Annotated in this window: 25 protein-coding genes; 6 read left to right on the top strand and 19 right to left on the bottom strand. The window is 34.3% G+C overall.

The annotated features are described in order from the left end of the window. From ABY285_RS09355 to ABY285_RS09335, 5 genes are all read right to left on the bottom strand, one after another. On the bottom strand, positions 1-621 hold a 621-nt coding region (locus tag ABY285_RS09355), incomplete at its 3' end, for an iron-containing alcohol dehydrogenase (protein WP_372769370.1). 22 nt (positions 622-643) lie between these two features. After that, a complete protein-coding gene (locus ABY285_RS09350) occupies positions 644-1,639 on the bottom strand; it encodes an NADP-dependent oxidoreductase (protein WP_372769368.1) in 996 nt (331 codons plus the stop codon). Positions 1,640-1,706: 67 nt separating this feature from the next. After that, positions 1,707-2,339 (bottom strand): NAD(P)H-dependent oxidoreductase, encoded by a 633-nt coding sequence (locus ABY285_RS09345; protein ID WP_372769366.1) that lies wholly within the window; start codon positions 2,337-2,339, stop codon positions 1,707-1,709. Positions 2,340-2,350: 11 nt separating this feature from the next. Then, a complete protein-coding gene (locus ABY285_RS09340) occupies positions 2,351-3,016 on the bottom strand; it encodes a nucleoside-diphosphate sugar epimerase (protein ID WP_372769364.1) in 666 nt (221 codons plus the stop codon). A gap of 3 nt (positions 3,017-3,019) precedes the next feature. Continuing rightward, entirely contained in the window at positions 3,020-3,601 is a 582-nt protein-coding gene (locus tag ABY285_RS09335) for a TetR/AcrR family transcriptional regulator (protein WP_372769362.1), read from the bottom strand. A gap of 130 nt (positions 3,602-3,731) precedes the next feature. On the opposite strand from ABY285_RS09335, the gene rlmF reads away from it, so the two are divergent. Beyond that, positions 3,732-4,661: a 23S rRNA (adenine(1618)-N(6))-methyltransferase RlmF gene (rlmF, locus tag ABY285_RS09330; RefSeq protein ID WP_372769360.1), complete on the top strand. Its 930-nt coding sequence runs from the start codon at positions 3,732-3,734 to the stop codon at positions 4,659-4,661. Positions 4,662-4,742: 81 nt separating this feature from the next. Here rlmF and ABY285_RS09325 read toward each other — a convergent pair whose 3' ends face one another. Beyond that, positions 4,743-5,078 (bottom strand): single-stranded DNA-binding protein, encoded by a 336-nt coding sequence (locus ABY285_RS09325; protein ID WP_372769358.1) that lies wholly within the window; start codon positions 5,076-5,078, stop codon positions 4,743-4,745. A gap of 260 nt (positions 5,079-5,338) precedes the next feature. Between ABY285_RS09325 and ABY285_RS09320 the strand changes: the two genes are divergently transcribed. After that, positions 5,339-5,686 carry a hypothetical protein gene (locus ABY285_RS09320; RefSeq protein ID WP_372769356.1) on the top strand — a complete coding sequence of 116 codons (348 nt, stop codon included), beginning with the start codon at positions 5,339-5,341 and terminating at the stop codon, positions 5,684-5,686. A gap of 12 nt (positions 5,687-5,698) precedes the next feature. Here ABY285_RS09320 and ABY285_RS09315 read toward each other — a convergent pair whose 3' ends face one another. Beyond that, positions 5,699-7,117 (bottom strand): alkaline phosphatase, encoded by a 1,419-nt coding sequence (locus tag ABY285_RS09315; protein WP_372769354.1) that lies wholly within the window; start codon positions 7,115-7,117, stop codon positions 5,699-5,701. A gap of 168 nt (positions 7,118-7,285) precedes the next feature. On the opposite strand from ABY285_RS09315, the gene ABY285_RS09310 reads away from it, so the two are divergent. After that, positions 7,286-9,601: a M28 family peptidase gene (locus ABY285_RS09310; RefSeq protein WP_372769352.1), complete on the top strand. Its 2,316-nt coding sequence runs from the start codon at positions 7,286-7,288 to the stop codon at positions 9,599-9,601. A gap of 3 nt (positions 9,602-9,604) precedes the next feature. Next, complete coding sequence (locus ABY285_RS09305; RefSeq protein WP_372769350.1) at positions 9,605-10,708, top strand: DUF2891 domain-containing protein; 1,104 nt, start codon at positions 9,605-9,607, stop codon at positions 10,706-10,708. On the opposite strand, the gene pyk is transcribed toward ABY285_RS09305, so the two are convergent. The 5 genes from pyk to ABY285_RS09280 form a co-directional block, all read right to left on the bottom strand. Then, complete coding sequence (pyk, locus tag ABY285_RS09300) at positions 10,705-12,141, bottom strand: pyruvate kinase (RefSeq protein WP_372769348.1); 1,437 nt, start codon at positions 12,139-12,141, stop codon at positions 10,705-10,707. The two genes, ABY285_RS09305 and pyk, sit on opposite strands and share 4 nt — an antisense overlap. Before the next feature lie 2 nt (positions 12,142-12,143). Further along, positions 12,144-12,602, bottom strand: a complete 459-nt coding sequence (locus tag ABY285_RS09295) for an IPExxxVDY family protein (RefSeq protein WP_372769346.1) — start codon at positions 12,600-12,602, stop codon at positions 12,144-12,146. Between the two features lie 88 nt (positions 12,603-12,690). Then, positions 12,691-13,431: a ribonuclease III gene (gene rnc, locus ABY285_RS09290; protein WP_372769344.1), complete on the bottom strand. Its 741-nt coding sequence runs from the start codon at positions 13,429-13,431 to the stop codon at positions 12,691-12,693. A gap of 12 nt (positions 13,432-13,443) precedes the next feature. Further along, complete coding sequence (fabF, locus tag ABY285_RS09285; RefSeq protein ID WP_372769342.1) at positions 13,444-14,694, bottom strand: beta-ketoacyl-ACP synthase II; 1,251 nt, start codon at positions 14,692-14,694, stop codon at positions 13,444-13,446. Between the two features lie 8 nt (positions 14,695-14,702). Continuing rightward, positions 14,703-14,939: an acyl carrier protein gene (locus tag ABY285_RS09280; protein ID WP_372769340.1), complete on the bottom strand. Its 237-nt coding sequence runs from the start codon at positions 14,937-14,939 to the stop codon at positions 14,703-14,705. A 185-nt stretch (positions 14,940-15,124) separates the two neighbouring features. Here ABY285_RS09280 and purN point away from each other — a divergent pair, with 185 nt between their 5' ends. After that, positions 15,125-15,694 carry a phosphoribosylglycinamide formyltransferase gene (gene purN / locus ABY285_RS09275; protein WP_372769338.1) on the top strand — a complete coding sequence of 190 codons (570 nt, stop codon included), beginning with the start codon at positions 15,125-15,127 and terminating at the stop codon, positions 15,692-15,694. Next, positions 15,687-16,172, top strand: a complete 486-nt coding sequence (gene rnhA / locus ABY285_RS09270) for a ribonuclease HI (RefSeq protein ID WP_372769336.1) — start codon at positions 15,687-15,689, stop codon at positions 16,170-16,172. Before purN ends, rnhA begins: the two co-directional genes overlap by 8 nt. A 13-nt stretch (positions 16,173-16,185) precedes the next feature. On the opposite strand, the gene ABY285_RS09265 is transcribed toward rnhA, so the two are convergent. From ABY285_RS09265 to ABY285_RS09235, 7 genes are all read right to left on the bottom strand, one after another. Then, entirely contained in the window at positions 16,186-16,947 is a 762-nt protein-coding gene (locus ABY285_RS09265; RefSeq protein WP_372769334.1) for a CDP-alcohol phosphatidyltransferase family protein, read from the bottom strand. Between the two features lie 262 nt (positions 16,948-17,209). Next, positions 17,210-18,424 (bottom strand): aminotransferase class V-fold PLP-dependent enzyme, encoded by a 1,215-nt coding sequence (locus ABY285_RS09260; RefSeq protein ID WP_372769332.1) that lies wholly within the window; start codon positions 18,422-18,424, stop codon positions 17,210-17,212. A gap of 110 nt (positions 18,425-18,534) precedes the next feature. Then, positions 18,535-19,656, bottom strand: coding sequence for an ABC transporter permease (locus ABY285_RS09255; protein WP_372769330.1), 1,122 nt, complete (start codon positions 19,654-19,656; stop codon positions 18,535-18,537). 149 nt (positions 19,657-19,805) lie between these two features. Then, complete coding sequence (locus tag ABY285_RS09250) at positions 19,806-20,912, bottom strand: ABC transporter permease (protein ID WP_372769328.1); 1,107 nt, start codon at positions 20,910-20,912, stop codon at positions 19,806-19,808. Further along, complete coding sequence (locus ABY285_RS09245; RefSeq protein WP_372769326.1) at positions 20,909-21,637, bottom strand: ABC transporter ATP-binding protein; 729 nt, start codon at positions 21,635-21,637, stop codon at positions 20,909-20,911. The genes ABY285_RS09250 and ABY285_RS09245 overlap by 4 nt, the downstream gene beginning before the upstream one ends. Before the next feature lie 9 nt (positions 21,638-21,646). Further along, complete coding sequence (locus ABY285_RS09240; RefSeq protein ID WP_372769324.1) at positions 21,647-22,549, bottom strand: ABC transporter ATP-binding protein; 903 nt, start codon at positions 22,547-22,549, stop codon at positions 21,647-21,649. A gap of 15 nt (positions 22,550-22,564) precedes the next feature. Next, entirely contained in the window at positions 22,565-23,020 is a 456-nt protein-coding gene (locus tag ABY285_RS09235) for a hypothetical protein (RefSeq protein WP_372769322.1), read from the bottom strand. Between the last annotated feature and the right edge of the window lie 99 nt (positions 23,021-23,119).

Genomic DNA, 23,119 nt, shown 5'->3' with positions numbered 1-23,119 from the left:
GTCCACCGGATAGGTAATGTATTGTTCCATCACGTGGGTAAAAGCATCAGCAATTCCGTTTTCAATTTGACGCCGTGGAATTGATTGTACTACTTGCGGATCTAAAATAGAAAACACAGGAAACAAACCAGGACCGCCCATTACCAATTTTTCTTTGGTTTCCCTGCGATTAACCACTGCTCCAGAATTCATTTCAGAACCCGTAGCGGGTAATGTAAGCACGCTTCCAAATGGCATTCCTTTCATAGTTCGCTCACTATTTTTTAGAATATTCCAAGGTTCGTCTCCTTCGTAAAGCGCAGCAGCCGATAAAAATTTGGTTCCGTCAATGACAGACCCGCCACCAACTGCCAATAAAAAAGTGATGTTTTCATTTTTTATGACTTTTAGCGCATCCATTAAAACTGCATATTCGGGATTGGCTGGGATTCCGCCAAATTCCAGAACTTCAAAATTTTCAAGTGCTTTTTTCACTTGGTTGTAAACTCCGTTCTTTTTTATGCTTCCACCACCATAAAGCAGCAATACTTTTGCGTTTTTAGGAATTTCTTCTGATAGCTTCGCAATTTGGTCTTTCCCAAAGAGTATTTTGGTCGGATTTTGAAAATCGAAATTGTTCATTTGTGTGAATTTTAAATTTTTTTTAAATTTTTATTAGCATTTTACCGTTGTTTTTGCCTTCAAAAAGGTCTAAAAATGCTTGAGGAATTGTATCAAATCCTTCAGTAATTGTTTCAGTATATGTTAGTTTTCCTTCTGCCAGCCATATAGATAATTGCTTAATAGCTGCTGGGTATTTTTCAGCATAATTGAAAACGATAAACCCTTGCATTAAAGCGCTGTTTTTTATTAAAAAAGGTTGAACACTAATGCTTTTTGGCAATTCAGTGCTGTTATATACTGAAATGGCTCCACAAATAATAAAACGTGCAAATTGGTTGATGTTTAATAAAACAGCATCAGAAATTGGACCGCCTACATTGTCAAAATAAACATCTACACCATTTGGAGCCGCTTCTTTAATGGCTGCAGTCATATTTTTAGTAGTGTTGTAGTTAATAGCCTCATCAAATCCAAATTTAGATTTTAGTAATGCTACTTTTTCGTCGCTACCAGCAATACCAACAACTCGGCAACCTAATATTTTACCTATTTGCCCCACAATACTACCAACAGCACCTGCGGCACCAGAAACAACAATTGTTTCACCTTTTTTAGGCTTCCCAATTTCTGTTAAACCTAAATATGCCGTTAATCCAGTCATTCCTAAAATACCTAAATATGCTGAAAGTGCTGCTCTTGAAGCATCTACTTTTAACAAACCTTCTCCATTTGATTTTTGAAATTCTTTCCAGGCTAACATTCCTGAAACAAAATCACCCTTTTTAAATGCAGGATTTTTTGAGTCTATTACTTCAGCGATAATGCCCGAGGTTATAGGTTTGTGAAGTTCAAAAGATGGTGTGTAGGATTTTACATCACTCATTCTCCCTCTTAAATATGGGTCAACAGATACGTAGGTTGTTTTTAATAATAGTTCTCCTGTTGAAATTTCTTCAACCTCATTTGAAACGAATTTAAAATCTGATAACTGTGGTTTTCCAACAGGTCTTTTTTCTAATAAAATTGTTTTGTTCATTGTTTTAAGATGTTTTAAAGTCAAATAAATTCAACATTAATCTTTTCTTTTGTATTCGTAATTTTCATTATTCAATTAAAGTCACTAAATCCTCTTTACTTTTTCTTACTTTAGTGAGGTTTGACAGCCAATCTTTATCGTCATTTCTATAGCCAACAGGAAGTAAAACCACACTTCGGAGTCCTTTTTCTCTGAGTCCTAAAATTTTATCCACAGCAGCTGGATCAAAACCCTCAATAGGAGTCGTGTCAACTTTCTCAAATGCAGCAGCAACAAGGGTAACTCCCAAAGCGATATACGCTTGTTTTGATGTGTGAATAAAGTTTTCTTCGGCATCTTTTTGTGGATAGGCATTCAACAACATTTGACGGTAGTTTTCCCAACCTTCATTTTTTGTGTTGCGAATTTCATTTGTTAAATCAAACATTTTGTTGATGCGCTCTGGCGTATAGGTGTCCCAGGCAGCAAAAACCAATAGATGAGAACAGTCTGTTACAACAGATTGATTCCAAGCCACGGGTTTAATTGCTTCTTTAATTTGTTGATTTGTAATTACAAATATTTCAAAAGGCTGCAATCCGCTTGAAGTTGGCGCCAATCTTGTAGCTTCAATAATATTGTCAATTTTATCTTGAGGCACTTTTTTTCCGTTCATTGCCTTTGCGGCATATCTCCAATTTAATTTGTCTATTAATTCCATATTTTTAAATTCTAATTTTTAGTTATTGCGTAATTTTTTATTTGATCTGATTCTATTTTTTTGATATTTGGTTTTAATTCCGCCAAATTATACATGGCATCAGCAATAGCAGTTGCCTTAATTGTTTTGTATTTTTTTAGTTTTCCCACAAGAAAAACGCTTATTAAAGGAAATAAAACATCATAAATTCGTTCTAAAGGACGATTTTCATTTCGATCACCTTTAATATAGGACGGTTGTAAAATGAAGGTGTTTTTAATATTAAAACTTAAAACTTTTTGCTCCATTTCTCCTTTTAATTTGTTGTAAAAAAGAGCGCTGTTAGGATTTGCGCCAAGTGCTGAAATCACCATAAACATTTCAATGTTATTTTCTTTTGAAAGTTGAGCAGCTTTGGTTGGTATTCCATAATCTATACTTCGATATACATTTTTATCGGGTGAATTTTTTAGGGTTGTGCCAATGCAACAAAAAACTTCATCCGCCGTAAAATCTTCTTTAAAGTTTTCTAATTCTATAATATTTCCAATAAACTGTTGAACTTTTGATGGCAAACCTTCAATCTTTTTACGCGAAAACAGTTTTATAGAATCATATCTGGTATCGTCTATTAATTTTTGAAGTAAAAGGTTACCAGTTAAACCTGTGGCACCTAAAATAATAGCTGTTTTTCCCATCCCTTAAATTTTAATAGCGTTCCAGGCCGATGAAAATGCTTCGGTCAGATTGTCTTCGGTTAATTCAAAATCACTTCGTTCCTGCATTGTCATTAAAAATGCGAGCGGATAAATGGTAAAAGCATACAAAAGATAAGGTGAAATATTTTTCATGATTCCTTCTTTTTGTCCGCGTTCCCATAAATCGAGCAATGGCTGCAGATTTTTTAATCCTTCCTGCCTGCTGGCTTCATCAATCATCGTATTGATATTGTCGCATTGCGATAAAAAATTTGCTTCTTCAACCTGATTTAATTTGAAGTGTGCAATGTTCCGCCAAATCAGTTCAAAGCCATTTTTCACTGTTAGATTTGGCGAATAATCTTTAAAAGCATAATCGCTAAATGAGGCTTTGGTTTGCAAATACAGTTTGTTTATCAAATCCTGTTTGTTCTCAAAATAAATGTAAATGGTTGCGGGTGAAACACCGGCCATTTTTGCTATTTTAGACATTGGTGCATCGTGAAACCCGCTGTTGTTCACCAAATGAAGTGTTGCATTGAGCAACGCAATTCGTTTTTCGTTATTTTTTATGCGTTTTGCCATTGTTAACTTTTAATACTTTTTTCTGGTGCAAAGATAAACAAAATATTTACAAAATGAACGTTCATTCTTTATTTAAATATAAAATAATGTTAAAATTTAAAATGAGTACTTTTGTAGCCTTATACACATTATGGGAACTAAAAGAAATAGCGACGAAAATCTTCATCCAAATAATAAACACCAACAAGGTTATAATTTTGCTGAATTGTGTGAAGTTTATCCGGAATTGCAAGAATTTGTATTTGTAAATAAGTATCAAACGGAAACGATAGATTTTGCAAATCCTGATGCTGTTAAAAAATTGAACAGGGCTTTATTATTTAAACACTACAATATAAAGTTTTGGGATTTCCCTGATGACAATTTATGTCCACCAATTCCTGGCAGGGTAGATTATGTGCATTATTTAGCAGATTTGTTGAAAGAGTTTGGAATTGAGAACAATGCAAAAGTATTGGATATTGGAATGGGAGCCAGTTGCATTTATCCCTTATTGGGAAATGCAGTTTATGGCTGGCAATTTGTTGGAACGGATATTGACAAAAAATCAATTGATAGAGCCGAAAATATTTTAAAAAAGAATAAGCTGGTTGATGTTATTAAGTTAAAACAACAAGCAGATTCAACAAATATTTTTCAAGGTATTTTAAGCGACGGGGATAAATATTCGGCGGCTATGTGTAATCCTCCGTTTTACAAATCGCAAGAAGAAGCGATGGAGGCCAATGCCAGAAAATTGGAAGGCTTAGGAATTGGCGATGATGTTGTGACACGTAATTTTAGTGGAAAACAGCAGGAACTTTGGTATAAAGGTGGTGAAAAAGCATTTGTGCATACTTATTTATATGAAAGCTCTATGTTTAAGACACAATGCTTTTGGTACAGTACTTTGGTTTCAAAAAAGGAAAATGTAGAAGGCATGTGCGATTCCCTAAAAAAATTAAATGCAACAGACATTAAAATTATTCCGATGCATCAAGGCAATAAAATAACCAGAATTGTGGCCTGGACTTTTTTAACCGGTCAGGAGCAAAAAGATTGGAAACCTGAAGAGATATAAGATTGTAATTTAGTATAAATAAAAAAGAGGGCGCATTTTTCGCCCTCTTTTCACTTTTTCATTTTAATAGCAATTTCCCCGTTATTTGGTGCCTAACAGCAACATTTCGTTTACGATAATTTCCGTTACATATCTTTTAACGCCTTCTTTGTCATCATAACTTCTTGATGTCAATTTGCCTTCAATGGCAACTTCTTTTCCTTTTTCCAAATATTTTTCGGCAATTTCTGCAGTTTTTTCCCAAGCCACCACATTGTGCCACTGGGTATCTGTTACTTTTTCTCCTTTGGCATTTTTGTAATTTTCGTTTGTGGCAATAGAGAATTTTGCCAATTTTTTTCCTGATTCTAAAGTGATGATTTCAGGATTGTTTCCTAAGTTTCCAATTAACTGTACTTTGTTTCTTAACGTACTCATAAGATAAGGTTTTAAATTTAGCTGAATGTCATTAGTTCAATTCAACAGGGCAAATGTAAGTTGGGTATTTTGTGTTATTCGGTTGGTATTTAATTACTTTCGATTGTAAATGTTTGTAGTCGCTTGTAAACGGATAATATTTATTATATTTGATAGTTCTCAACTGTAAATAGGAATATATTTTGGCATTACAAATGAACTATAAAGTTTCTAAAATACTGATAATGAGAAATATAAAAAATAATAAATAATCAAGTGCTATGAAGAATAAATGTTTAGAATGTGGTGAACCTTTTAGTGGAAGAATAGATAAAAAATTCTGTTCAGACTATTGCCGAAACAGCTACAACAACAAAATAGACAAGGATAGTAAAAATTTAATTCGGAATATCAATAACCGACTTCGGAAAAATCATCGATTGCTTTCTGTGTTGAACGAATCAGGAAAAACCAAAGTTACCAGAAGAAAACTACTGGACGGTAATTTCGATTTTAATTATTTTACGTCAATTTACACCACAAAAACTGGAAATACCTATTTTTATATTTATGATCAGGGTTATCTGGCCTTAGAAAACGACTATTATTTGTTGATCAGAAAAGAATAAATAAGGCTTTCATTAAAAATGATTTTCCACCTCGGCGGCTTCAAGCATTAAAAAGTGCAAGTCGGTATTTTTTATAAATGGTTTTAACAAATCGCTTCCGGGTCCGAACATGGCCAATTCGACATAATCAGCAGAATGGCTCATACTAATCCAACCCACAGAATTATGTTGTTTCTGAATTTGGGACAACGCTTCAAACGGCAAATGTCTTGAGTTGTATAAGCCGTCGTCACCAGATTTTAAATCGCTGTAATAACTTGAAATTAATTTAGCTTCTTCCTCTGTTACCATAAAGTTATTGGCATATTCAATGCGTTCTTTTACCTGAGAAATCGAGGTCTCTTTTCCAAAGCCATTTAAAATCCACTCATTGGTATGTTTATAGTTTTGGATGGCATCAAAATTATCATTTGCATTTTTTCCATAGATAATTCCTGGATTTGCATTTCCGTGATCTGTTGTTAGGATGACTAAAGTTTCTTTGTCTTGTTCTGCAAAATCAATGGCTACTTTTATGGCCTCGTCATGTGCTGCCTGATCGTAAATTAAGCCGGCAATATCGTTCCCGTGCGCAGCCCAATCCACTTTCCCAGCTTCAACCTGAAGTACAAAACCTTCGGGGTGATTTTTCATTGAGTCAATGGCTTTCTGAGTCATTTCGGCAAGTGTCGGAATTTTTTCGGCAAGCTCTTTATTGTTTTCCATGTCTTTTGAATAGGGAAGACCATCATTATAAAAAACACCCAAAATAGGTTTTTCGCTTCTAGCAACAAGCATTTCATTTCTTGTTTTTACTACCTGATAACCTGCAGTAGCAAATTCCTGGTACATATCGCGCTTGTCTTTTCTCAGTTCAGAAGAGAAATAATTATTTCCGCCACCCATCATCACGTCAAATCCTTGTTGTAAATATTCTTCAGCTATAAAATCCTGATCATTTCGTCTTTTGCTGTTTATGCAAAATCCCGCTGGAGTAGCATGGGTAATTGGAACAGTGGTAACACAGCCAGCCATTTTACCGGCTTTTTTAAATTTTTGCCAAATAGGTAAATGCGTTTCTCCGTTGGCACTTATGTTTAAGGAACCATTGTTAATTCTAACGCCACCGCCCCAGGAAGAACTTGCCGCTGCAGAATCGGTTACGATGGAATTTGCCGAAGCCATATCCATTAATGCGCGATTTACACGATTATCTTTATAAAGTTGCAGCCAATTGCTTCCTTTTCCTGTTTTTCTTGAAAGGTAAATATCAGTCATATTTAAGGTTCCGGTACTCATGCCGTCACTCACAATGACAATGATATTTTTGGCTTTTTTATTACTTTTCTTGTCATTAAAATCTAATGAGGAAGCAGCAATATCAAAAGGATTTAACAGGGAAGTTCCAAGCGCGAAAAGCGAGCCGTTTCTAAAAAATTTTCTTCTGTCCATAAGGGGGGTGATGTAAAATATTTGTCAAATATAAAATTTTAAAAAACAATATATGTTAGGCTTGTTTTAATAATTTGGTAATTTCAATGAAATATTTTAAGCGATTGTCATTTTATTTTTTGATAATCTAAAAAATAGCCTAAATTTAAATAATTGAATTTTTAAAATATGATTCCGAAAAAATACCACCAAATTGTCTCTTTAGTAATTATAATTGTTTCAATTTTTTATAGTTTCTATTCCTTATCGCCATCGGTAAAAATTGAAAAAAAAAGCTCATTAACAGAGTTTTCAACAGATAAAGCGTTGCTTCAACTGAAAGAAATTGCCAAAAAACCTCATTTTACCGGCTCCCCTGAACATGAAGTTGTGAGGAATTATCTGGTTTCCGAACTTGAAAAATTAGGGTTACAGGTTGAAATTCAGGAGCAAATAGCGGTGAACAGTAAATGGAAAGCGGCTACAAATAATAAAAATATTTTAGCGCGAATTAAAGGAAGCGAAAATGGAAAAGCGTTGTTGTTGCTTTCACATTACGATTCCAATCCGCATTCTTCGCTTGGCGCAAGTGATGCCGGTAGTGGCGTGGTGGTTATTTTAGAAGGAATTAGGGCCTTTTTGGAAAAAAAAGAAATTCCAAAAAACGATATTATCATTTGCATTTCCGATGCTGAAGAATTGGGCTTGTTAGGCGCCAATGCTTTTGTGAACCATCATCCTTGGGCAAAAGAGGTAGGATTGGTGTTAAATTTTGAAGCGCGAGGAAGTGGCGGTCCAAGTTATATGTTGCTGGAAACCAATGATGGAAACGAAAAATTAATTGAAGCTTTTCAAGAGGCAAATACTGCGTATCCAGTTGCAAATTCATTAATGTACAGTATTTATAAAATGTTGCCGAATGACACCGATTTAACCGTTTTTAGGGAAGGTGCAAATATTGATGGCTATAATTTTGCATTTATTGATGATCATTTCGATTACCATACGGTTCAGGATTCTTATGAAAGAATGGACGTAAATTCGCTGAACCATCAGGCTTCTTATTTAATGGCGACATTGAACTATTTTGCCAATGCAGATTTAGATAATTTAAAATCGGAGGCAGATTATGTGTATTTTAATTTCCCTTATATCGGATTGGTATTTTATCCGTTTTCGTGGGTGATTCCGATGTTTTTATTTTGCGCTGTTTTATTTTTGATCTTACTTTTTATGGGCGTTTTAAAAAAGAGACTTACCAAGAAGGGAATTATAAAGGGATTTTATCCGTTTATAGCTTCATTGTTAACTTCTGCAGCACTTGCTTTTTTTGGATGGAGGTTGCTTCTTAAAATACATCCTCAGTACAATGATATTTTGCATGGTTTTACCTATAATGGCTATTATTATATTGCCGCATTTGTTTCGTTGACAATAGCTATATGTTTTTGGTTTTACAAAGACTTCTTCAAAAAAAGAAGCAAGCAGGATTTGTTGGTGGTACCATTATTTTTCTGGCTATTGCTTAACGGATTTATTGCCTTTTATTTGCCGGGCGCTGCATTTTTTATACTTCCGGTAATCATTTTATTAGGCATACTTTTTATCTCGAAATTTTCAATTTCCAAAGTAAACATGCTGCTATTGTTTACGCTGTTTAGTATACCTGTGCTAATTATATTTGCCCCTTTGGTAAAAATGTTGCCGGTTGGACTCGGACTTAAAATGCTGGTGGTTTCAGCGGTTTTTACGGTGTTGTTATTCGGATTTTTGGTTCCGGTTTTTCAACAATATAAAGATCATAAAAAATTAAGTTTTGTGTTTTTATTGATAGGCCTTATGGCCTTGATTTCAGCTTCTGTGTATTCATCCTATAGTGTTGACCAAAGAAAGCCAAACAGTGTTTTATATGTTTTTGACAGCAATAAAAATGAAGCGTATTGGGCAAGTTACAATAATGAAATGGATGAATTTACAAAACAATTTTTAGGTGAAAACCCTATAGTTGGAAGTTACGATGCAAATACAACTGCAAGTAAATATAATACGAACATTCAATTGTACACGAAAACTGAAATCAGAAATCTTGAAAAGCCATTAATTTCGATAGTTATAGACACCATCATTGGCTCTGATAGAAAATTGACTTTACATATTGAATCATTACGAAATGCCAATAAAATTGAGTTGATGACCAAAACGCCAATTCGGTTTAAATCATTTATAATAAATAAGGAGCCATTGAAAAAGAATACAAATGATAAGTATGTGTTTTCTGTGGAAAAAGGCACCATTATGAATTTTTACAGAACCAGCAAAGATGAAATTATTAATATTGAATTTGTTGTCGATAAAAATCAAGTGATCGATATTGATATACTGGAAGCCAAATATGATTTGTTCACCAATTCGCAGTTCAATATTATTCCCAGAACCGAAATAATGATGCCCATGCCATTTGTTCTAAATGACGCGACGGTGATAAAAACCAATATTAAATTTTAAGGCATGAGAAAATTAATTTTTTTAATATTTTTGGTGACTGTGTTTTTTTCATGCAAGGAAAAACAAAAAGAAGAGGTAATGGTTGTTATTGATGAAACGGTTTATTTAAAGCCGGAACTGAATGAAAAAAGTGCCAATTATTTATATCATTTTGCCTTCGAATGCATAGATCAGGAATATCCAAATAAGCTGGGACAGGTTTTAGGAGATAAAACCTATTTGAAAGAACCATCTGAATTGCATCCTACGTTTTACGGTTGTTTCGATTGGCATTCGTCTGTTCACGGACACTGGACATTGCTCAATATTATAAAGAAATTCCCAAATTTTGAGCACAATGAAGCCATTTTAAAGAAGCTCAAAACCACCATCACCAAAGAAAATATTTTAAAGGAAATCACTTATTTTGAAGATGAGCACAATAAAAATTTTGAACGTACTTATGGCTGGGCCTGGTTGTTGAAAATTGCGGAAACCTTGCAGGATTGGGACCATGCAGAAGCCAAATTAATGTACGCAGATTTAAAGCCTTTGGTAGAAGTCATTGAAAAAAAATACATGGAATTTTTGCCGAAACTGAAGTATCCGATTAGAGTTGGAGAACACCCAAACACGGCTTTCGGATTGTCGTTAGCTTTGGATTACGCCAAAAAATACGCACCTGATTTGGCGCTAATGATTAGTGAAAAGGCAAAAACCTATTATATGAACGACAAAGGCTGTCCTGTTACCTGGGAACCGGGCGGATTCGATTTCTTATCGCCTTGTCTTCAAGAAGCTTCATTGATGCTGAAAGTATTGTCAAAGGAAGAGTTTATAACATGGTTTGATGCTTTTTTGCCCGACTTCAGAAATAATCCTTCCTTGTATTTGGAAGTTGCCGAAGTTACGGACCGTTCCGATGGAAAATTAGCACATTTAGATGGCTTGAATTTTAGCCGCGCCTGGTGTTTATATGAAATAGGAAAGGTTTTAAATAATGAAAAAATGATCAGTTTGGCAAACAAACATTTTCAATACAGCTATGAAAAAATGGACTCTGGCGAATATGCCGGAGCCCATTGGTTAGCTTCTTTTGGATTGTATGCGATATTAAAAAGCAACTAGTTTTTTTTGAATTGGGTAATGCGCAAGGTGTTTGCCATACCTCTTTCTTTAACAGGCATTGAAGTTACGTTTATTGCAAAATCATCATCGTTTAAATATCCCCTTTCGTGCGCCATATTATTGATATCTTCAATGGTTTCATCTGTACTTACAAAACGTTCATAAAAAACACCTTTAACGCCCCATAATAAATTGAGCATCGCTAAAATCCTTCTGTTTGAAGAAAACACCAAGATATTTGATTTTGGTCTCCATGAAGAAATATGAAAAGCGGTATATCCTGAATCTGTTAAGGTTGTAATCACTTCCGCAGAAATTGTATCTGCAATTACCGCAGCTTGATGGCATACTATTTTTGTAATAAAACGATCATTTACGCATTGGACAGTTTCACTAGGAATTTTAATTAATGGCGAATTTTCAACGCTTTCAATTATTCTACGCATTTGTTTTATGACCTCTAAAGGAAATTCTCCAACAGAAGTTTCACCCGATAACATCACGGCATCGGCACCATCCATAATTGAATTTGCAACATCATTCACCTCTGCTCTTGTTGGGACCTGATTGGTAATCATTGTTTCCATCATTTGGGTTGCAATAATTACAGGAATATGAGCTTTTTTAGCTTTTAAAACCAATCGTTTTTGAATTAAAGGAACCTGTTCCATGGGAACTTCAACACCCAAATCACCTCGGGCAACCATTAAACAATCACAATAAGGTGTTATTTTATCGATGTTTGCAACAGCCTCAGGTTTTTCAATTTTTGCTATAATTGGAATTTTATGTGGAGAATTTGCAGCTATTAAATCCCTTAGCTGAATTAAATCGTCAGCAGTTCTTACAAAAGATAGGGCAATCCAGTCGGCTTCCATTTTAATGGCAAATAAAGCATCTTCAATATCCTTTTTAGTTAGAGCAGGCAATGATATTTTTGTGTTGGGTAAGTTTACCCCTTTTTTGGAATTTAATTTACCGCCACGTAATACTTTTGTAGTGACTTGTGTATCTCTGTCCGTAGCAGTTACTTCAAATAATAATTTACCGTCATCAACTAAAATATGTTCTCCAACCTGAACATCTTTTGGAAATTTTTTATAGGTCATAAAGGCCTTTTCTTTTGTCCCTTCACATTTTATGGTGGTAAAAGTAAAGGTGTCGCCCATATTTAGATATACGTCTTCACTCATAACGCCAACTCGCAATTTCGGCCCTTGTAAATCAGCTAAAATCGCCACGTGGAAATCACGACGTACATTAATTTCTCTAATGATTTTAATTTTTTCTTCTACATCGGCATAATTGGCATGTGAAAAATTAACCCTGAATACATTTACTCCGGCTTCCATCATGTTTTCCATAATTTCTGTGGTGTTGCAGGCTGGCCCTAATGTTGCAACAATTTTAGTGCGTTTTCTATTTTTTGTCATAATTAAAATATGAGATTTTCTTTCGATTTTAAGGTTGTTGGTGCTATTGAGTAAGATGTTATTATTTGGTTTATTTTATTTAAATCATTCACTAAATTTTGAATGAAATCTCCATTATTGCAACCTTCTATTTTTAAAAAAAAGTCGACTTTCTTTTTTTCGGGTATTAAATAAGAAGTTGTGCTGTAATTTCCGCCAAATAAACCTTCTTTGTCTTGGTTATCAACAAGTTCTGTGTACTTGTTGTTGATTAAATAATAATTAATATAATTTGCCTCGTCTTTATATTCAAACAATGGAAAAACAGAAGTTGAATTTTTAAAATCCAAATTATGTTTAAATCGTGCCAGTTTTATTTTTAAAAAGCTGTTTAAAAGATAAGCCAATCGGTAATCCTCTTCTGTTGAATGAATGCCAATTAATGAATAATCATCTTCTAAATCAATCGTTAATAGTTGCATAAAAAGAAGGAACATTTAGTTCAGCAAAAATACCATTGTTTAATTACAGTAACTAATAATATTACGAAATCGTATTCGTGTGGTAACCTTAACTTATGTTAAATTCATTTTGAAAAGCATAAAAGGCTCTTTTAGCCGCAACTTCTTCTGCCTTTTTCTTTGAAGTAGCCCTTCCTTTAGCAATAAGTTCACCTTCTAAAAAAAGTTTTACACTAAAGTGTTTTACGATGTCGTTGCCAGAATCTTCGTAAACTTCAAAAACCAATTCTTTCTTTTTCTTTTGACACCATTCTATAAATAAACTCTTATAACTGGTAATTTTACCTTCAAGTTTTAGGATATCAACATAAGGATTGATTACCCTTTTAAAAATAAATTTCTCACAATACTTGTAACCTCTGTCTAAATAAATGGCTCCAATCAAAGCTTCAAAAAGATTTCCATGAATATTATCTCCAAAGTTTGAAAGTAATACATTGCTTCTGATAAAACGCAGTAAACCTAAATCCTTGCCAAGTTCATTAAGATGTTCTCTGCTTACAATTTTTGATCGCATTTGAGTCAAATAACCTTCATCACCTGAAGGAACAACCTGAAATAAATGTGCGGCTATAATGGCACTTAACATGGCGTCGCCCAAAAATTCCAAACGTTCGAAATTTAGCGGATGTCCAGTCTTTTTGTTAAATTCTTTAATGGAACGGTGAACGAATGATTTTTGATAATGGGTAATATTTTTAGGTTTAAAACCTATTATTTTGGCCAAATCATTATAAAAAGTGTCGTCACTTTTAGCCCGAGGAGTAATAATTTTTCGAATGAAACCCATTCAGTTTTTCTGTTAATCAAGTTTTTTAAAGAGTACACAGGCATTATGTCCTCCAAATCCAAAAGTGTTGCTCATGGCAACAGATACATCACGTTTTTGTGCTTTGTTGAACGTAAAATTTAATTTAGGGTCAATTTGATCATCATCTGTAAAATGATTAATTGTAGGAGGCACAATTCCGTATTTTATGGCCAAAATTGAAGCGATAGCTTCAACAGCACCGGCAGCACCCAATAAGTGACCAGTCATTGATTTGGTTGAATTAAGATTTATGTGATAGGCATGATCTCCAAAAACCTCTAAAATTGCTTTAGATTCTGCAATATCACCAAGCGGGGTTGAAGTTCCATGCATATTTATGGCGTCAACATCTTCAGGTTTTAAACCAGCATCCTTTAAGCAGTTTCTCATCACATTTATAGCTCCTAAACCTTCCGGATGAGGTGCGGTAATATGATAAGCGTCGGCAGATAATCCTCCGCCGGCAATTTCAGCGTAAATTTTTGCGCCTCTTGCTTTGGCATGTTCATATTCTTCTAAAATAAGTGCGCCAGCTCCTTCTCCTGAAACAAAACCATCTCTGTCTTTGTCAAATGGCCTTGAAGCAGTTAACGGGTCGTCATTTCTTGTTGAAAGCGCCTGCAAAGCATTAAAGCCGCCTATTCCCGAAATGGTAATGGTAGCTTCTGAACCACCTGAAACCATAACGTCGGCATGCCCTAAGCGAATGTAATTTAAGGCATCAATGATGGCGTTTGATGAAGATGCGCAGGCAGATACTGTTGCGAAATTTGGACCTCTAAATCCATATCTAATAGAAATTTGACCGGGCGCCATGTCCGCAATCATTTTAGGAATAAAAAAAGGATTGAATCTTGGAGTGCCGTCACCTTCGGCAAAATTTAAAACTTCATTTTGAAAAGTTTCCAATCCGCCAATTCCAGCTCCCCAAATAACGCCAACTCTATCTTTATCGACTTTTTCTAAATCTAATTTTGAGTCAACAATAGCTTCATCAGCAGCGACCATAGCGTACTGAGTGAATCTGTCCATTTTACGGGCCTCTTTTCTTTCAAAAAATTGAGTAATGTCAAAATTTTTGAGTTCGCAGGCAAAACGAGTTTTGAACTTGGTTGTATCGAAATAGGTTATTGGAGCCGCCCCGCTAACACCGTTAACAAGACTATTCCAATACTGTTCAATATTATTGCCTATTGGCGTTAATGCACCAAGTCCAGTTACAACAACTCGTTTGATCATCATATTTTAAATTACTTTTTTGCGGCTTCTATGTAGCTGATCGCTTGACCTACAGTGCCAATGTTCTCGGCTTGATCGTCTGGAATTTGAATATCAAATTCTTTTTCGAATTCCATAATTAACTCAACAGTATCAAGTGAGTCTGCTCCTAAATCATTAGTAAAGCTAGCTTCTGTTGTTACTTCATTTTCGTCAACGCCTAATTTATCTACGATAATGGCCTTTACTCTTGATGCAATGTCTGACATAATTCTTTTATTTTAAATTTAATTACTGGGCAAAAATATAAAACTTTCTTTAAACCAAAATCTTTTAATTCATAAAAGATAAAAAACTAAGTTTTAAAAATAGGTAAAGTTTTTTTATTTACCCCATAATAGTTGGTATTAATTCATTTTATTTGTTGTTTAATAGACGATAATAATTTTCAAATATGAAACGTATTGCTATACTGGCATCAGGATCTGGCACCAATGCCGAAAACATTATCAAATATTTTAAAAATAGCGATTCAATTTCAGTGGCTCATGTGCTGTCCAATAAAAAAGACGCCAAAGTTTTGGAACGAGCCAGCCGTTTAGATATTCCTAACAGAAGTTTTGACAAAAATGATTTTATTGCCACGGATGAAGTGCTGAATATTTTAAAAGAAAATGCTGACTATGTTATTTTAGCCGGATTTTTATGGAAAGTCCCCTCAAAAATAATTGATGCTTTTCCAAATAAAATAATCAATATTCATCCTGCGTTATTACCTAAATATGGAGGTAAGGGAATGTACGGAATGCATGTACACAATGCTGTAGTTGAAAATAAGGAGAAGCAAACCGGAATTACCATTCATTATGTGAATGAAAATTATGATGAAGGCGCCATTATTTTTCAGAAAAGTTTTGATGTTTTGGAAAGTGACACTCCTGATGACGTTGCACAAAAAATTCATAGCTTAGAATATGAGTATTTTCCTAAAATTATTGAAAAAGCAATCTTAGAGAATGACTGAAAAACCTATAGTACATATTTATACAGATGGTGCTTGCAGCGGAAATCCGGGACCCGGAGGTTACGGAATTGTGATGGAATGGGTGGGAAAACCTTATAGGAAAGAGTTTTCCGAAGGCTATAAAAAAACAACAAATAACCGAATGGAATTGCTGGCAGTAATTGTTGCTTTGGAGAATATGAAAACCAAAGATACGGAAATCACCATTTTTTCCGATTCAAAATATGTGGTTGATGCCGTTGAAAAAAAATGGCTGTTCGGCTGGCATAAAAGGCAGTTTAAAAATGTTAAAAATCCCGATTTGTGGAAACGATTTTTAGCGATTTACAACCCGAATAACACAAAATTTGAATGGGTAAAAGGGCATAATAACCACATGCAAAACGAGCGTTGTGACGTGTTGGCTGTTGAAGCTTCAAAAAAGAAAACATTACAAGATGATTTTGGTTATACAAATCAGGAAAAGCCTCTTTTTTAATAAAAAACTTCTTCTAAAACATTTTTCTGATTCCGATAAAAATGAAGATCATGGCGGAATAACCAATGAAGAAAGGAATAATAAATGCCGCCCATCCCAACACCAACATTGCAGCAATAAGGAGCAACTGAAATCCTAGTCCAAAAGTGGAAACAGCTGTCATAAACCATTTGTTAAAAGGTTTGCTGCGAATCGCTTTTTTATCCAGAATATAGATTGTTTTGTCAAAAACGCCATAAAGCATCTTATATAGTTTAAAAAGGAAGTTTACATTTCGTTGTTTTTCTCCTTTCAAGGCTATCGGTGTTTTATCTTCAAAAATGCGACTTGTGGTATCGCCATTATATTTGTTTCGAAGTATAACATAGTAATAATTATACAAAGTTCCTTGCAATTGAATTCCAGCAAAAGCAATCAAAGTGTAAGTTAAACTTGTATTTGTGATGTGCCAAAGCGCTAAAAAAATCAAGAAATTTAATATGATGTCGGAAATCGAGTCAAAATAGCGTCCAGTATAAGAAGGCGTTTTTTTTACACGTGCCAATTCCCCGTCTGCGGCATCTAAAACAGATTTTAAAATCAGGAAAAAGGCGGCCGCCCAATAATAGCCATAAAGCATGCAGGCAATGGCAATTAATCCTGAAAGAATAAACCAAACGGTTATGTGAATTGGGGTAACTGAGGTTTCTTTTAGGGAATTTGCTATAATTCTTGCTGCTGGTCTCCCATAATCTGAAAGATCAATAAATTTGTGGCTTTTAGGCAATTTAGACATGTTCCTTTTTTATTCAGAGCATTTTTAATGACTTAGTTTCCTAAACTTTAAAACAGCACGTTTTATAATGAACGACAAATATACGATTAATTATTTTTTAACTTAAGAAGAGCAGAAGACCTGTTTTTACGCTATTAATGGATTTATTCTTTATAAAGCTTGATCGAAATATATAAAAAAAGTTAAAAAATATCACTGAAACATTAAGTTTTACCCAAAAACATCAACTCAAATATCAAAAATTAATATTTTAGGTAAATGCTTAGGAAAGCATCATTTTTGCCTTTAACAATGCATTGTATAACACATCAGCTTCTTCAATAGTATTGTAAAATGAAAAAGAAGCGCGCACCGTTCCAGGAATTTTGTAAAAATCCATGATTGGCTGGGCGCAATGGTGGCCAGTTCTAACTTCAACACCTAGTTTATCTATAATTGTTCCAATATCATAAGGATGAATTTCATTAATATTAAAGGAAATGACGGAAGTTTTATGTTCAGAAGTTCCATAAATTTTTAATCCTTCAATTTGAAGCAATTTTTTTGTGGCGTATTGAAGCAATTCATTTTCATAAGCGGCAATGTTGTCAAATCCTAAATTATTTAAATAATCTATGGCGGTTCCAAAAGCAATTACTCCGGCGATATTTGGTGTTCCCGCTTCAAATTTGTACGGTAAATCGGCATAGGTGGTTTTTTCAAAAGTCACCTCTTTTATCATTTCTCCACCACCTTGATAGGGCGGTAATTTGTTGAGCCATGTTTCTTTTCCGTATAAAATTCCGACTCCTGTAGGGCCACATAATTTATGGGCAGAAGCCACGTAAAAATCGACATCTAATGCTTGAACATCCGCTTTGATATGCGGGCAAGACTGGGCGCCGTCAATCAATACCGCTGCACCAACTTGATGGGCTTTATCAATAATTTCTTTAATCGGATTGATGGTTCCCAAAGCATTGGAAACATGGTTTACAAATACTAATTTTGTTTTTTTAGAAAGCAATTTGTCATATTCATTCATCAACAATTCGCCTTCTTCATTCATTGGGATTACCTTTAAAACGGCTCCGGTTCGCTCACATAACATTTGCCAAGGCACAATATTTGAATGGTGTTCCATAGCCGAAACGATGAGTTCATCGCCTTTTTGCAACAATGATGCAAAACCGGTGGCAACAATGTTTATACTGTGTGTTGTGCCCGCGGTAAAAATAATTTCGTAGCTTTTTTTTGCATTGAAGTGTTTTTGCAACTTTTCGCGAGCCTGTTCAAAAGCATCGGTCGCTTTCTGACTCAAAGTATGAACGCCTCTATGAATATTTGCATTGATGGTTGCGTAGTAATTTACAATACTGTCGATGACAACCTGAGGTTTTTGACTGGTGGCGGCATTGTCTAAATAAACCAATGGTTTGCCGTTTATTTGTTGTTTTAAAATGGGAAAATCAGCTCTGATTTTTTTTATATCTAACATTTTCTTTTTTTAGAATGATTCTAAATACAAAATTACAAAATAGCTTTTATTTTGAAGACTGTAAAATTTAAAATCTTAATATTTCTGTCATTATTTCAAAAAGAAAAATATTAAGTTGTTTTTTGATAACTCCAAACCGCCAGACCATTCATAATAAGAGCATAAATAATGGTTTTTGTCAATTGGGGCAAAATATCGTTAAAATGGGCGCCTTTTAACATGACCATTCGCGTCACTTGCACAAAATATTTTACGGGATTAAACTCTGTAATATATTGTGCCCACATCGGCATACTTTCTATGGGTGTAAAAAGTCCGCTCATCAATATAAAAATAACCACAAAAAACCAGGAAATAAACATCGCTTGTTGTTGGGTGTCGGTAAAATTGGAAATGAACAATCCCATTCCCAAAACGACCAAAAGATAAAAGGCTGTATAAAAATAAATCAATCCTAAGTTTCCAATTATAGGAATATTAAAAACAACTTTTGCAATGGTTAATCCCACGGTAAGCAAAACAAATCCCAAAATCCAAAACGGAAATAATTTACCAATAATGAACTGGTATTTTTTTATGGGCGTAACATTCATTTGTTCTAAAGTGCCAATTTCTTTTTCTCGAACAATATTCATTCCTGATAAAAATAGGGTAATCATAGTGACCAGCAAAACCAATATTCCCGGAACCATAAATGTTTTATAGTTTAAGGTTTTATTGTACCAAAATGAGGGAATAGTCACAATATCTTTTGTTGTATTTACTACATCTGATGGTGAATATAGGGCAACTTTTGCTTTTTTATTAAAGTCCTGAACAATTTGGTTGATATACACATTTTCCACTCCTGCAGCTGCACCGTCTATGGCGTTTATTGCCACTGAAATGTCTGTACGTTTTTGTTTCAATAAATCACGTTCAAAATACCGTGGAATTTCTAAAATAACATCAACTTCACCTTTGGCCATAGCGGCATTCGCTTCTTTTTTCGACGGAAAATCGGCAATGACATTAAAGTAAGTCGAGGCATCAAATTTTTCAATTAATGCTCTTGAGAAGGAAGTCTTATCTTGATCAACATAAGAAAATTTTATGTTTTTTATCTCAAATGTGGCCGCATTCGATAAAATCACCAATTGTAAAATCGGTAAAATAAAGATAATAGGAAGCATTCCTTTATTTCTAAAAATTTGCCTGAATTCTTTTTGGATGATGTATAGAATTGTTTTCATTTTTTATTCTTTTGCATCAGGTATCTGGTATCAAGTATCAAGAAATTCTAAACTTTTTAATCCTAATTTTTAATTTTCTTGGAACTTACCTGATTGGTGTTGACCGGTTTTTATTATTTATAATTATTCATTTTTAATTGTTAATTAATCTACTCCAATCTAATTTTATATTTTTTGACACTCAATGCAATAAAAAAGAGCGTCATACTAATTAAAATCAAGGTTTCTTTCCAAATAAAGAAGAGTCCGACTCCTTTTAGCATAATTCCTTTTAAAATTAAGATAAACCATTTTGCGGGAATGATGTTGCTAATGACCTGCAAAGGCAACGGCATGCTGGAAACTGGAAAAATGAAACCCGACAATAAGATGGTTGGCAACATCAAACCCATTAAAGAAATCATCATGGCGGTTTGTTGCGTTGCCGATACTGTTGAAATTAAAATTCCTAACGATAAAGAGGTAATGATAAACAAAACACTCTCCAAAGCCAACAAAAGCAAACTTCCCTGCACGGGCATTTTAAAAATAAAAATGCTTAATAAAACAATCACAATCGCATTAATGATAGATAAAAATATATAAGGAATCACTTTTCCCACAATTACCTGAAATGGTTTTAAAGGTGAAACCAATAAAATTTCCATTGTGCCCAATTCTTTTTCACGAGTGATGGAAATTGAGGTCATCATGGCCGATACCAACATTAAAATAATGGTCATTACTCCGGGAACGAACATAAAAACACTTTTTAATTCGGGATTGTAAGCCATTCTCGATTTGGTCTCAATTTGATAGTCAAAAGTATCGTTTTTGTTGATTTGCTGTCGGTAACTTCCTATAATGGCACTTATGTAATTGGTGATGGAATTAGCAGTATTGGGGTCGGTGGCGTCGGTTATGATATGCACTTTTGCCGTGTTATTTTTGGTTAAATTTTTCTTGAATTCATTTTCAAAAACAAGTACGGCATGCACTTTTCCTTTTTGAAAAACAGTCTCAATTTCGGCTTCATTTTGGATTTGTTGTTTGAGACTAAAATATTTTGATGCTGAAATTTTATGAATGATTTCTTGTGTAGTCACATCATTTGATTTGTCAAAAATGGCGATGTCAACATTGTTGATCTCATTGGTAATGGCAAATCCAAAGAGCAGAATTTGGGCAACAGGCATCCCGAAAAGAATAAACAGCGATCGTTTGTCCCTAAAAATATGGTAAAATTCCTTTTTTACAAATCCAATAAATCGTTTCATCCTCTTGCCAATTTTAAAAACACCTCATTCATATTATCAGCATGATACTTTTCCTTTAATTCTTTTGGCGTGTCTAATGCTTCAATTTTTCCGTCGACCATGATGGAAACACGGTCGCAGTATTCAGCTTCATCCATATAATGCGTGGTCACAAAAATGGTGGTGCCGTTGTTGGCCGATTTGTAAATCATTTCCCAAAACTGTCGTCTGGTAATGGGGTCAACACCTCCGGTTGGTTCATCTAAAAAAACAATGATTGGATTGTGTATCAGCGCTATTGAAAACGATAATTTTTGTTTCCATCCCAAAGGCAAGGAGCCGACCAATTCATTTAAAATGTCGCCCAAGCCCAATTCGGCAACCAATTCACTTCGTTTTTCTTTTATTTTTGAGCGTGATAATCCGTAAATTCCGCCAAAAAACGTGATGTTTTCCTTAACCGTTAAATCGTCATACAATGCAAATTTTTGGCTCATATAGCCGATATTTTTCTTGATTTCTTCTGGTTGAGAAAAGACATCAAAACCTGCAACTTGTGCATTCCCTGAAGTTGGCTTTGCAATACCGATCAGCATTTTCATGGCCGTGGTTTTCCCTGCGCCGTTTGCACCTAAAAAACCAAATATTTCGCCTTTTTTCACTTCGAAACTAATGCTGTTTACCGCAGTAAAATCGCCAAATTTTTTGGTCAGGTTTTCAACTTCTATGACGTTCTTATCTTTCATTGCTTCTTGCTATTTTGCCAATTCCATAAAGGTATCTTCAATGGTTGTTTTTGTAATCTCAATTTTAATGTTTTTATGGTTTTTGGCTTTTAAGTAATGCTTTAATTCCTGCGGATCAAAATCGTTTCGAGTATCGGTGTAATGCACAAATTCGCCAAAAGGATAAACACTATATTGGTGTTCAAAACTTTTTAAACTTTCAATTAGATGGTACATTTTGTCGGCGCTTACATCATATATTTTTTTCGGATAATGTTTTATAATTTCTTGAGGCGTATCAATTTGTAAAATTTTTCCGTGCTGAATTAAGGCTATTCTGTCACACAATTCCGCTTCATCCATGTAAGGCGTTGAAACCAAAATGGTAATTCCTTTTTGTTGCAAACGTTTCAGCATTTCCCAAAATTCTTTACGGGAAACAGGATCCACGCCAGTGGTTGGTTCATCTAAAAAGAGCACTTTAGGCTTGTGAATTAAAGCACAGCTCAAGGCTAATTTTTGCTTCATGCCGCCAGATAATTTTCCAGCTCTTCGTTTTTTAAAAGGTTCAATCTGAATATAAATATCTTTGATTAATTCGTAATTTTCTTCAATGGTTGTTCCAAAAATGGTAGCAAAGAAATTTAAATTTTCTTCCACCGTTAAATCCTGGTACAGCGAAAATTTTCCGGGCATATAGCCCACATTATTTCTTATTTCTTTGTAATTGTCAACAACATCAAATCCTGCAATGTTAACAGTGCCTTTATCGGCAAAAAGCAAGGTGGTCAAAATTCTGAAAATGGTTGTTTTTCCTGCGCCATCAGGTCCAATTAACCCGAATAATTCCCCTTCTTTTACATCAAAAGAAACATCATTTACAGCATTAATTTTTTTAAATGATTTGCTGATATGTTGTACGGAAATTCCCATTTTTCTAATGTTATTTTATTTAAAATAGGCTGAATATTCCGACAAATGTTTGGTCAATTTTTCTAAGCCAAATTTACGGGTTGCTAAATCTTCAGACGCCAAATCCTTAAACAAAGGTTTCATGGGCAAAAGGTAATTGTGCAATTGATTGTGTGCCTCGCCTGTCATCGTGCATTTTGAAATGATGGCACCGAATTCCGCTTCCAGTTTTGATTTAAGTTCAGGAAAGGCTTCCATATTTTCTGTATTGGTAAAATTGGTCACTAACTGGCTCATATTTTGGATTCCTTCGGTAGTTTCAGCATTTGCCATCCACAAATTCCCGTTATTTAATACTAAGACACCTTCACTTTCGTGAGTTTCTTCTTCAGTTTGGACAGGTTCAATAGTTTGTTGTTTTTTATTTTCTTTGCAGGAAATAAATATAAGAGTTGTCACGGTAATGGCTATTAAAAGGCTTGTTTTTTTCATGTGGTTTGATTTTTATGATTACTATTTATTTTGATGGTTAACAAGAAAATTAGGATCCATATACTTACTCTAAAACTCATGGCTTTTATGCTTTGTGTT

Origin of the sequence: Lutibacter sp. (assembly GCF_041555395.1) — a bacterium.
Lineage (GTDB): Bacteria > Bacteroidota > Bacteroidia > Flavobacteriales > Flavobacteriaceae > Lutibacter.
Note: the sequence above shows the minus strand (reverse complement) of the source record. Positions and strands in the feature narration are given on the sequence as shown.

What these genes read in the sequence shown, in the direction of transcription:
- rlmF (WP_372769360.1), top strand. Translation starts at nt 3,732, where the DNA reads ATGGGAACTAAAAGAAATAGCGACGAAAATCTTCATCCAAATAATAAA.
- rnhA (WP_372769336.1), top strand. Translation starts at nt 15,687, where the DNA reads ATGACTGAAAAACCTATAGTACATATTTATACAGATGGTGCTTGCAGC.
- ABY285_RS09345 (WP_372769366.1), bottom strand. Translation starts at nt 2,339, where the DNA reads ATGGAATTAATAGACAAATTAAATTGGAGATATGCCGCAAAGGCAATG.
- ABY285_RS09325 (WP_372769358.1), bottom strand. Translation starts at nt 5,078, where the DNA reads ATGAGTACGTTAAGAAACAAAGTACAGTTAATTGGAAACTTAGGAAAC.
- ABY285_RS09295 (WP_372769346.1), bottom strand. Translation starts at nt 12,602, where the DNA reads ATGCAACTATTAACGATTGATTTAGAAGATGATTATTCATTAATTGGC.
- ABY285_RS09255 (WP_372769330.1), bottom strand. Translation starts at nt 19,656, where the DNA reads ATGAAAACAATTCTATACATCATCCAAAAAGAATTCAGGCAAATTTTT.
- ABY285_RS09280 (WP_372769340.1), bottom strand. Translation starts at nt 14,939, where the DNA reads ATGTCAGACATTGCATCAAGAGTAAAGGCCATTATCGTAGATAAATTA.
- ABY285_RS09335 (WP_372769362.1), bottom strand. Translation starts at nt 3,601, where the DNA reads ATGGCAAAACGCATAAAAAATAACGAAAAACGAATTGCGTTGCTCAAT.
- ABY285_RS09305 (WP_372769350.1), top strand. Translation starts at nt 9,605, where the DNA reads ATGAGAAAATTAATTTTTTTAATATTTTTGGTGACTGTGTTTTTTTCA.
- ABY285_RS09250 (WP_372769328.1), bottom strand. Translation starts at nt 20,912, where the DNA reads ATGAAACGATTTATTGGATTTGTAAAAAAGGAATTTTACCATATTTTT.
- ABY285_RS09310 (WP_372769352.1), top strand. Translation starts at nt 7,286, where the DNA reads ATGATTCCGAAAAAATACCACCAAATTGTCTCTTTAGTAATTATAATT.
- ABY285_RS09320 (WP_372769356.1), top strand. Translation starts at nt 5,339, where the DNA reads ATGAAGAATAAATGTTTAGAATGTGGTGAACCTTTTAGTGGAAGAATA.
- ABY285_RS09240 (WP_372769324.1), bottom strand. Translation starts at nt 22,549, where the DNA reads ATGGGAATTTCCGTACAACATATCAGCAAATCATTTAAAAAAATTAAT.
- ABY285_RS09340 (WP_372769364.1), bottom strand. Translation starts at nt 3,016, where the DNA reads ATGGGAAAAACAGCTATTATTTTAGGTGCCACAGGTTTAACTGGTAAC.
- rnc (WP_372769344.1), bottom strand. Translation starts at nt 13,431, where the DNA reads ATGGGTTTCATTCGAAAAATTATTACTCCTCGGGCTAAAAGTGACGAC.
- fabF (WP_372769342.1), bottom strand. Translation starts at nt 14,694, where the DNA reads ATGATGATCAAACGAGTTGTTGTAACTGGACTTGGTGCATTAACGCCA.
- purN (WP_372769338.1), top strand. Translation starts at nt 15,125, where the DNA reads ATGAAACGTATTGCTATACTGGCATCAGGATCTGGCACCAATGCCGAA.
- ABY285_RS09245 (WP_372769326.1), bottom strand. Translation starts at nt 21,637, where the DNA reads ATGAAAGATAAGAACGTCATAGAAGTTGAAAACCTGACCAAAAAATTT.
- ABY285_RS09315 (WP_372769354.1), bottom strand. Translation starts at nt 7,117, where the DNA reads ATGGACAGAAGAAAATTTTTTAGAAACGGCTCGCTTTTCGCGCTTGGA.
- pyk (WP_372769348.1), bottom strand. Translation starts at nt 12,141, where the DNA reads ATGACAAAAAATAGAAAACGCACTAAAATTGTTGCAACATTAGGGCCA.
- ABY285_RS09350 (WP_372769368.1), bottom strand. Translation starts at nt 1,639, where the DNA reads ATGAACAAAACAATTTTATTAGAAAAAAGACCTGTTGGAAAACCACAG.
- ABY285_RS09265 (WP_372769334.1), bottom strand. Translation starts at nt 16,947, where the DNA reads ATGTCTAAATTGCCTAAAAGCCACAAATTTATTGATCTTTCAGATTAT.
- ABY285_RS09260 (WP_372769332.1), bottom strand. Translation starts at nt 18,424, where the DNA reads ATGTTAGATATAAAAAAAATCAGAGCTGATTTTCCCATTTTAAAACAA.
- ABY285_RS09235 (WP_372769322.1), bottom strand. Translation starts at nt 23,020, where the DNA reads ATGAAAAAAACAAGCCTTTTAATAGCCATTACCGTGACAACTCTTATA.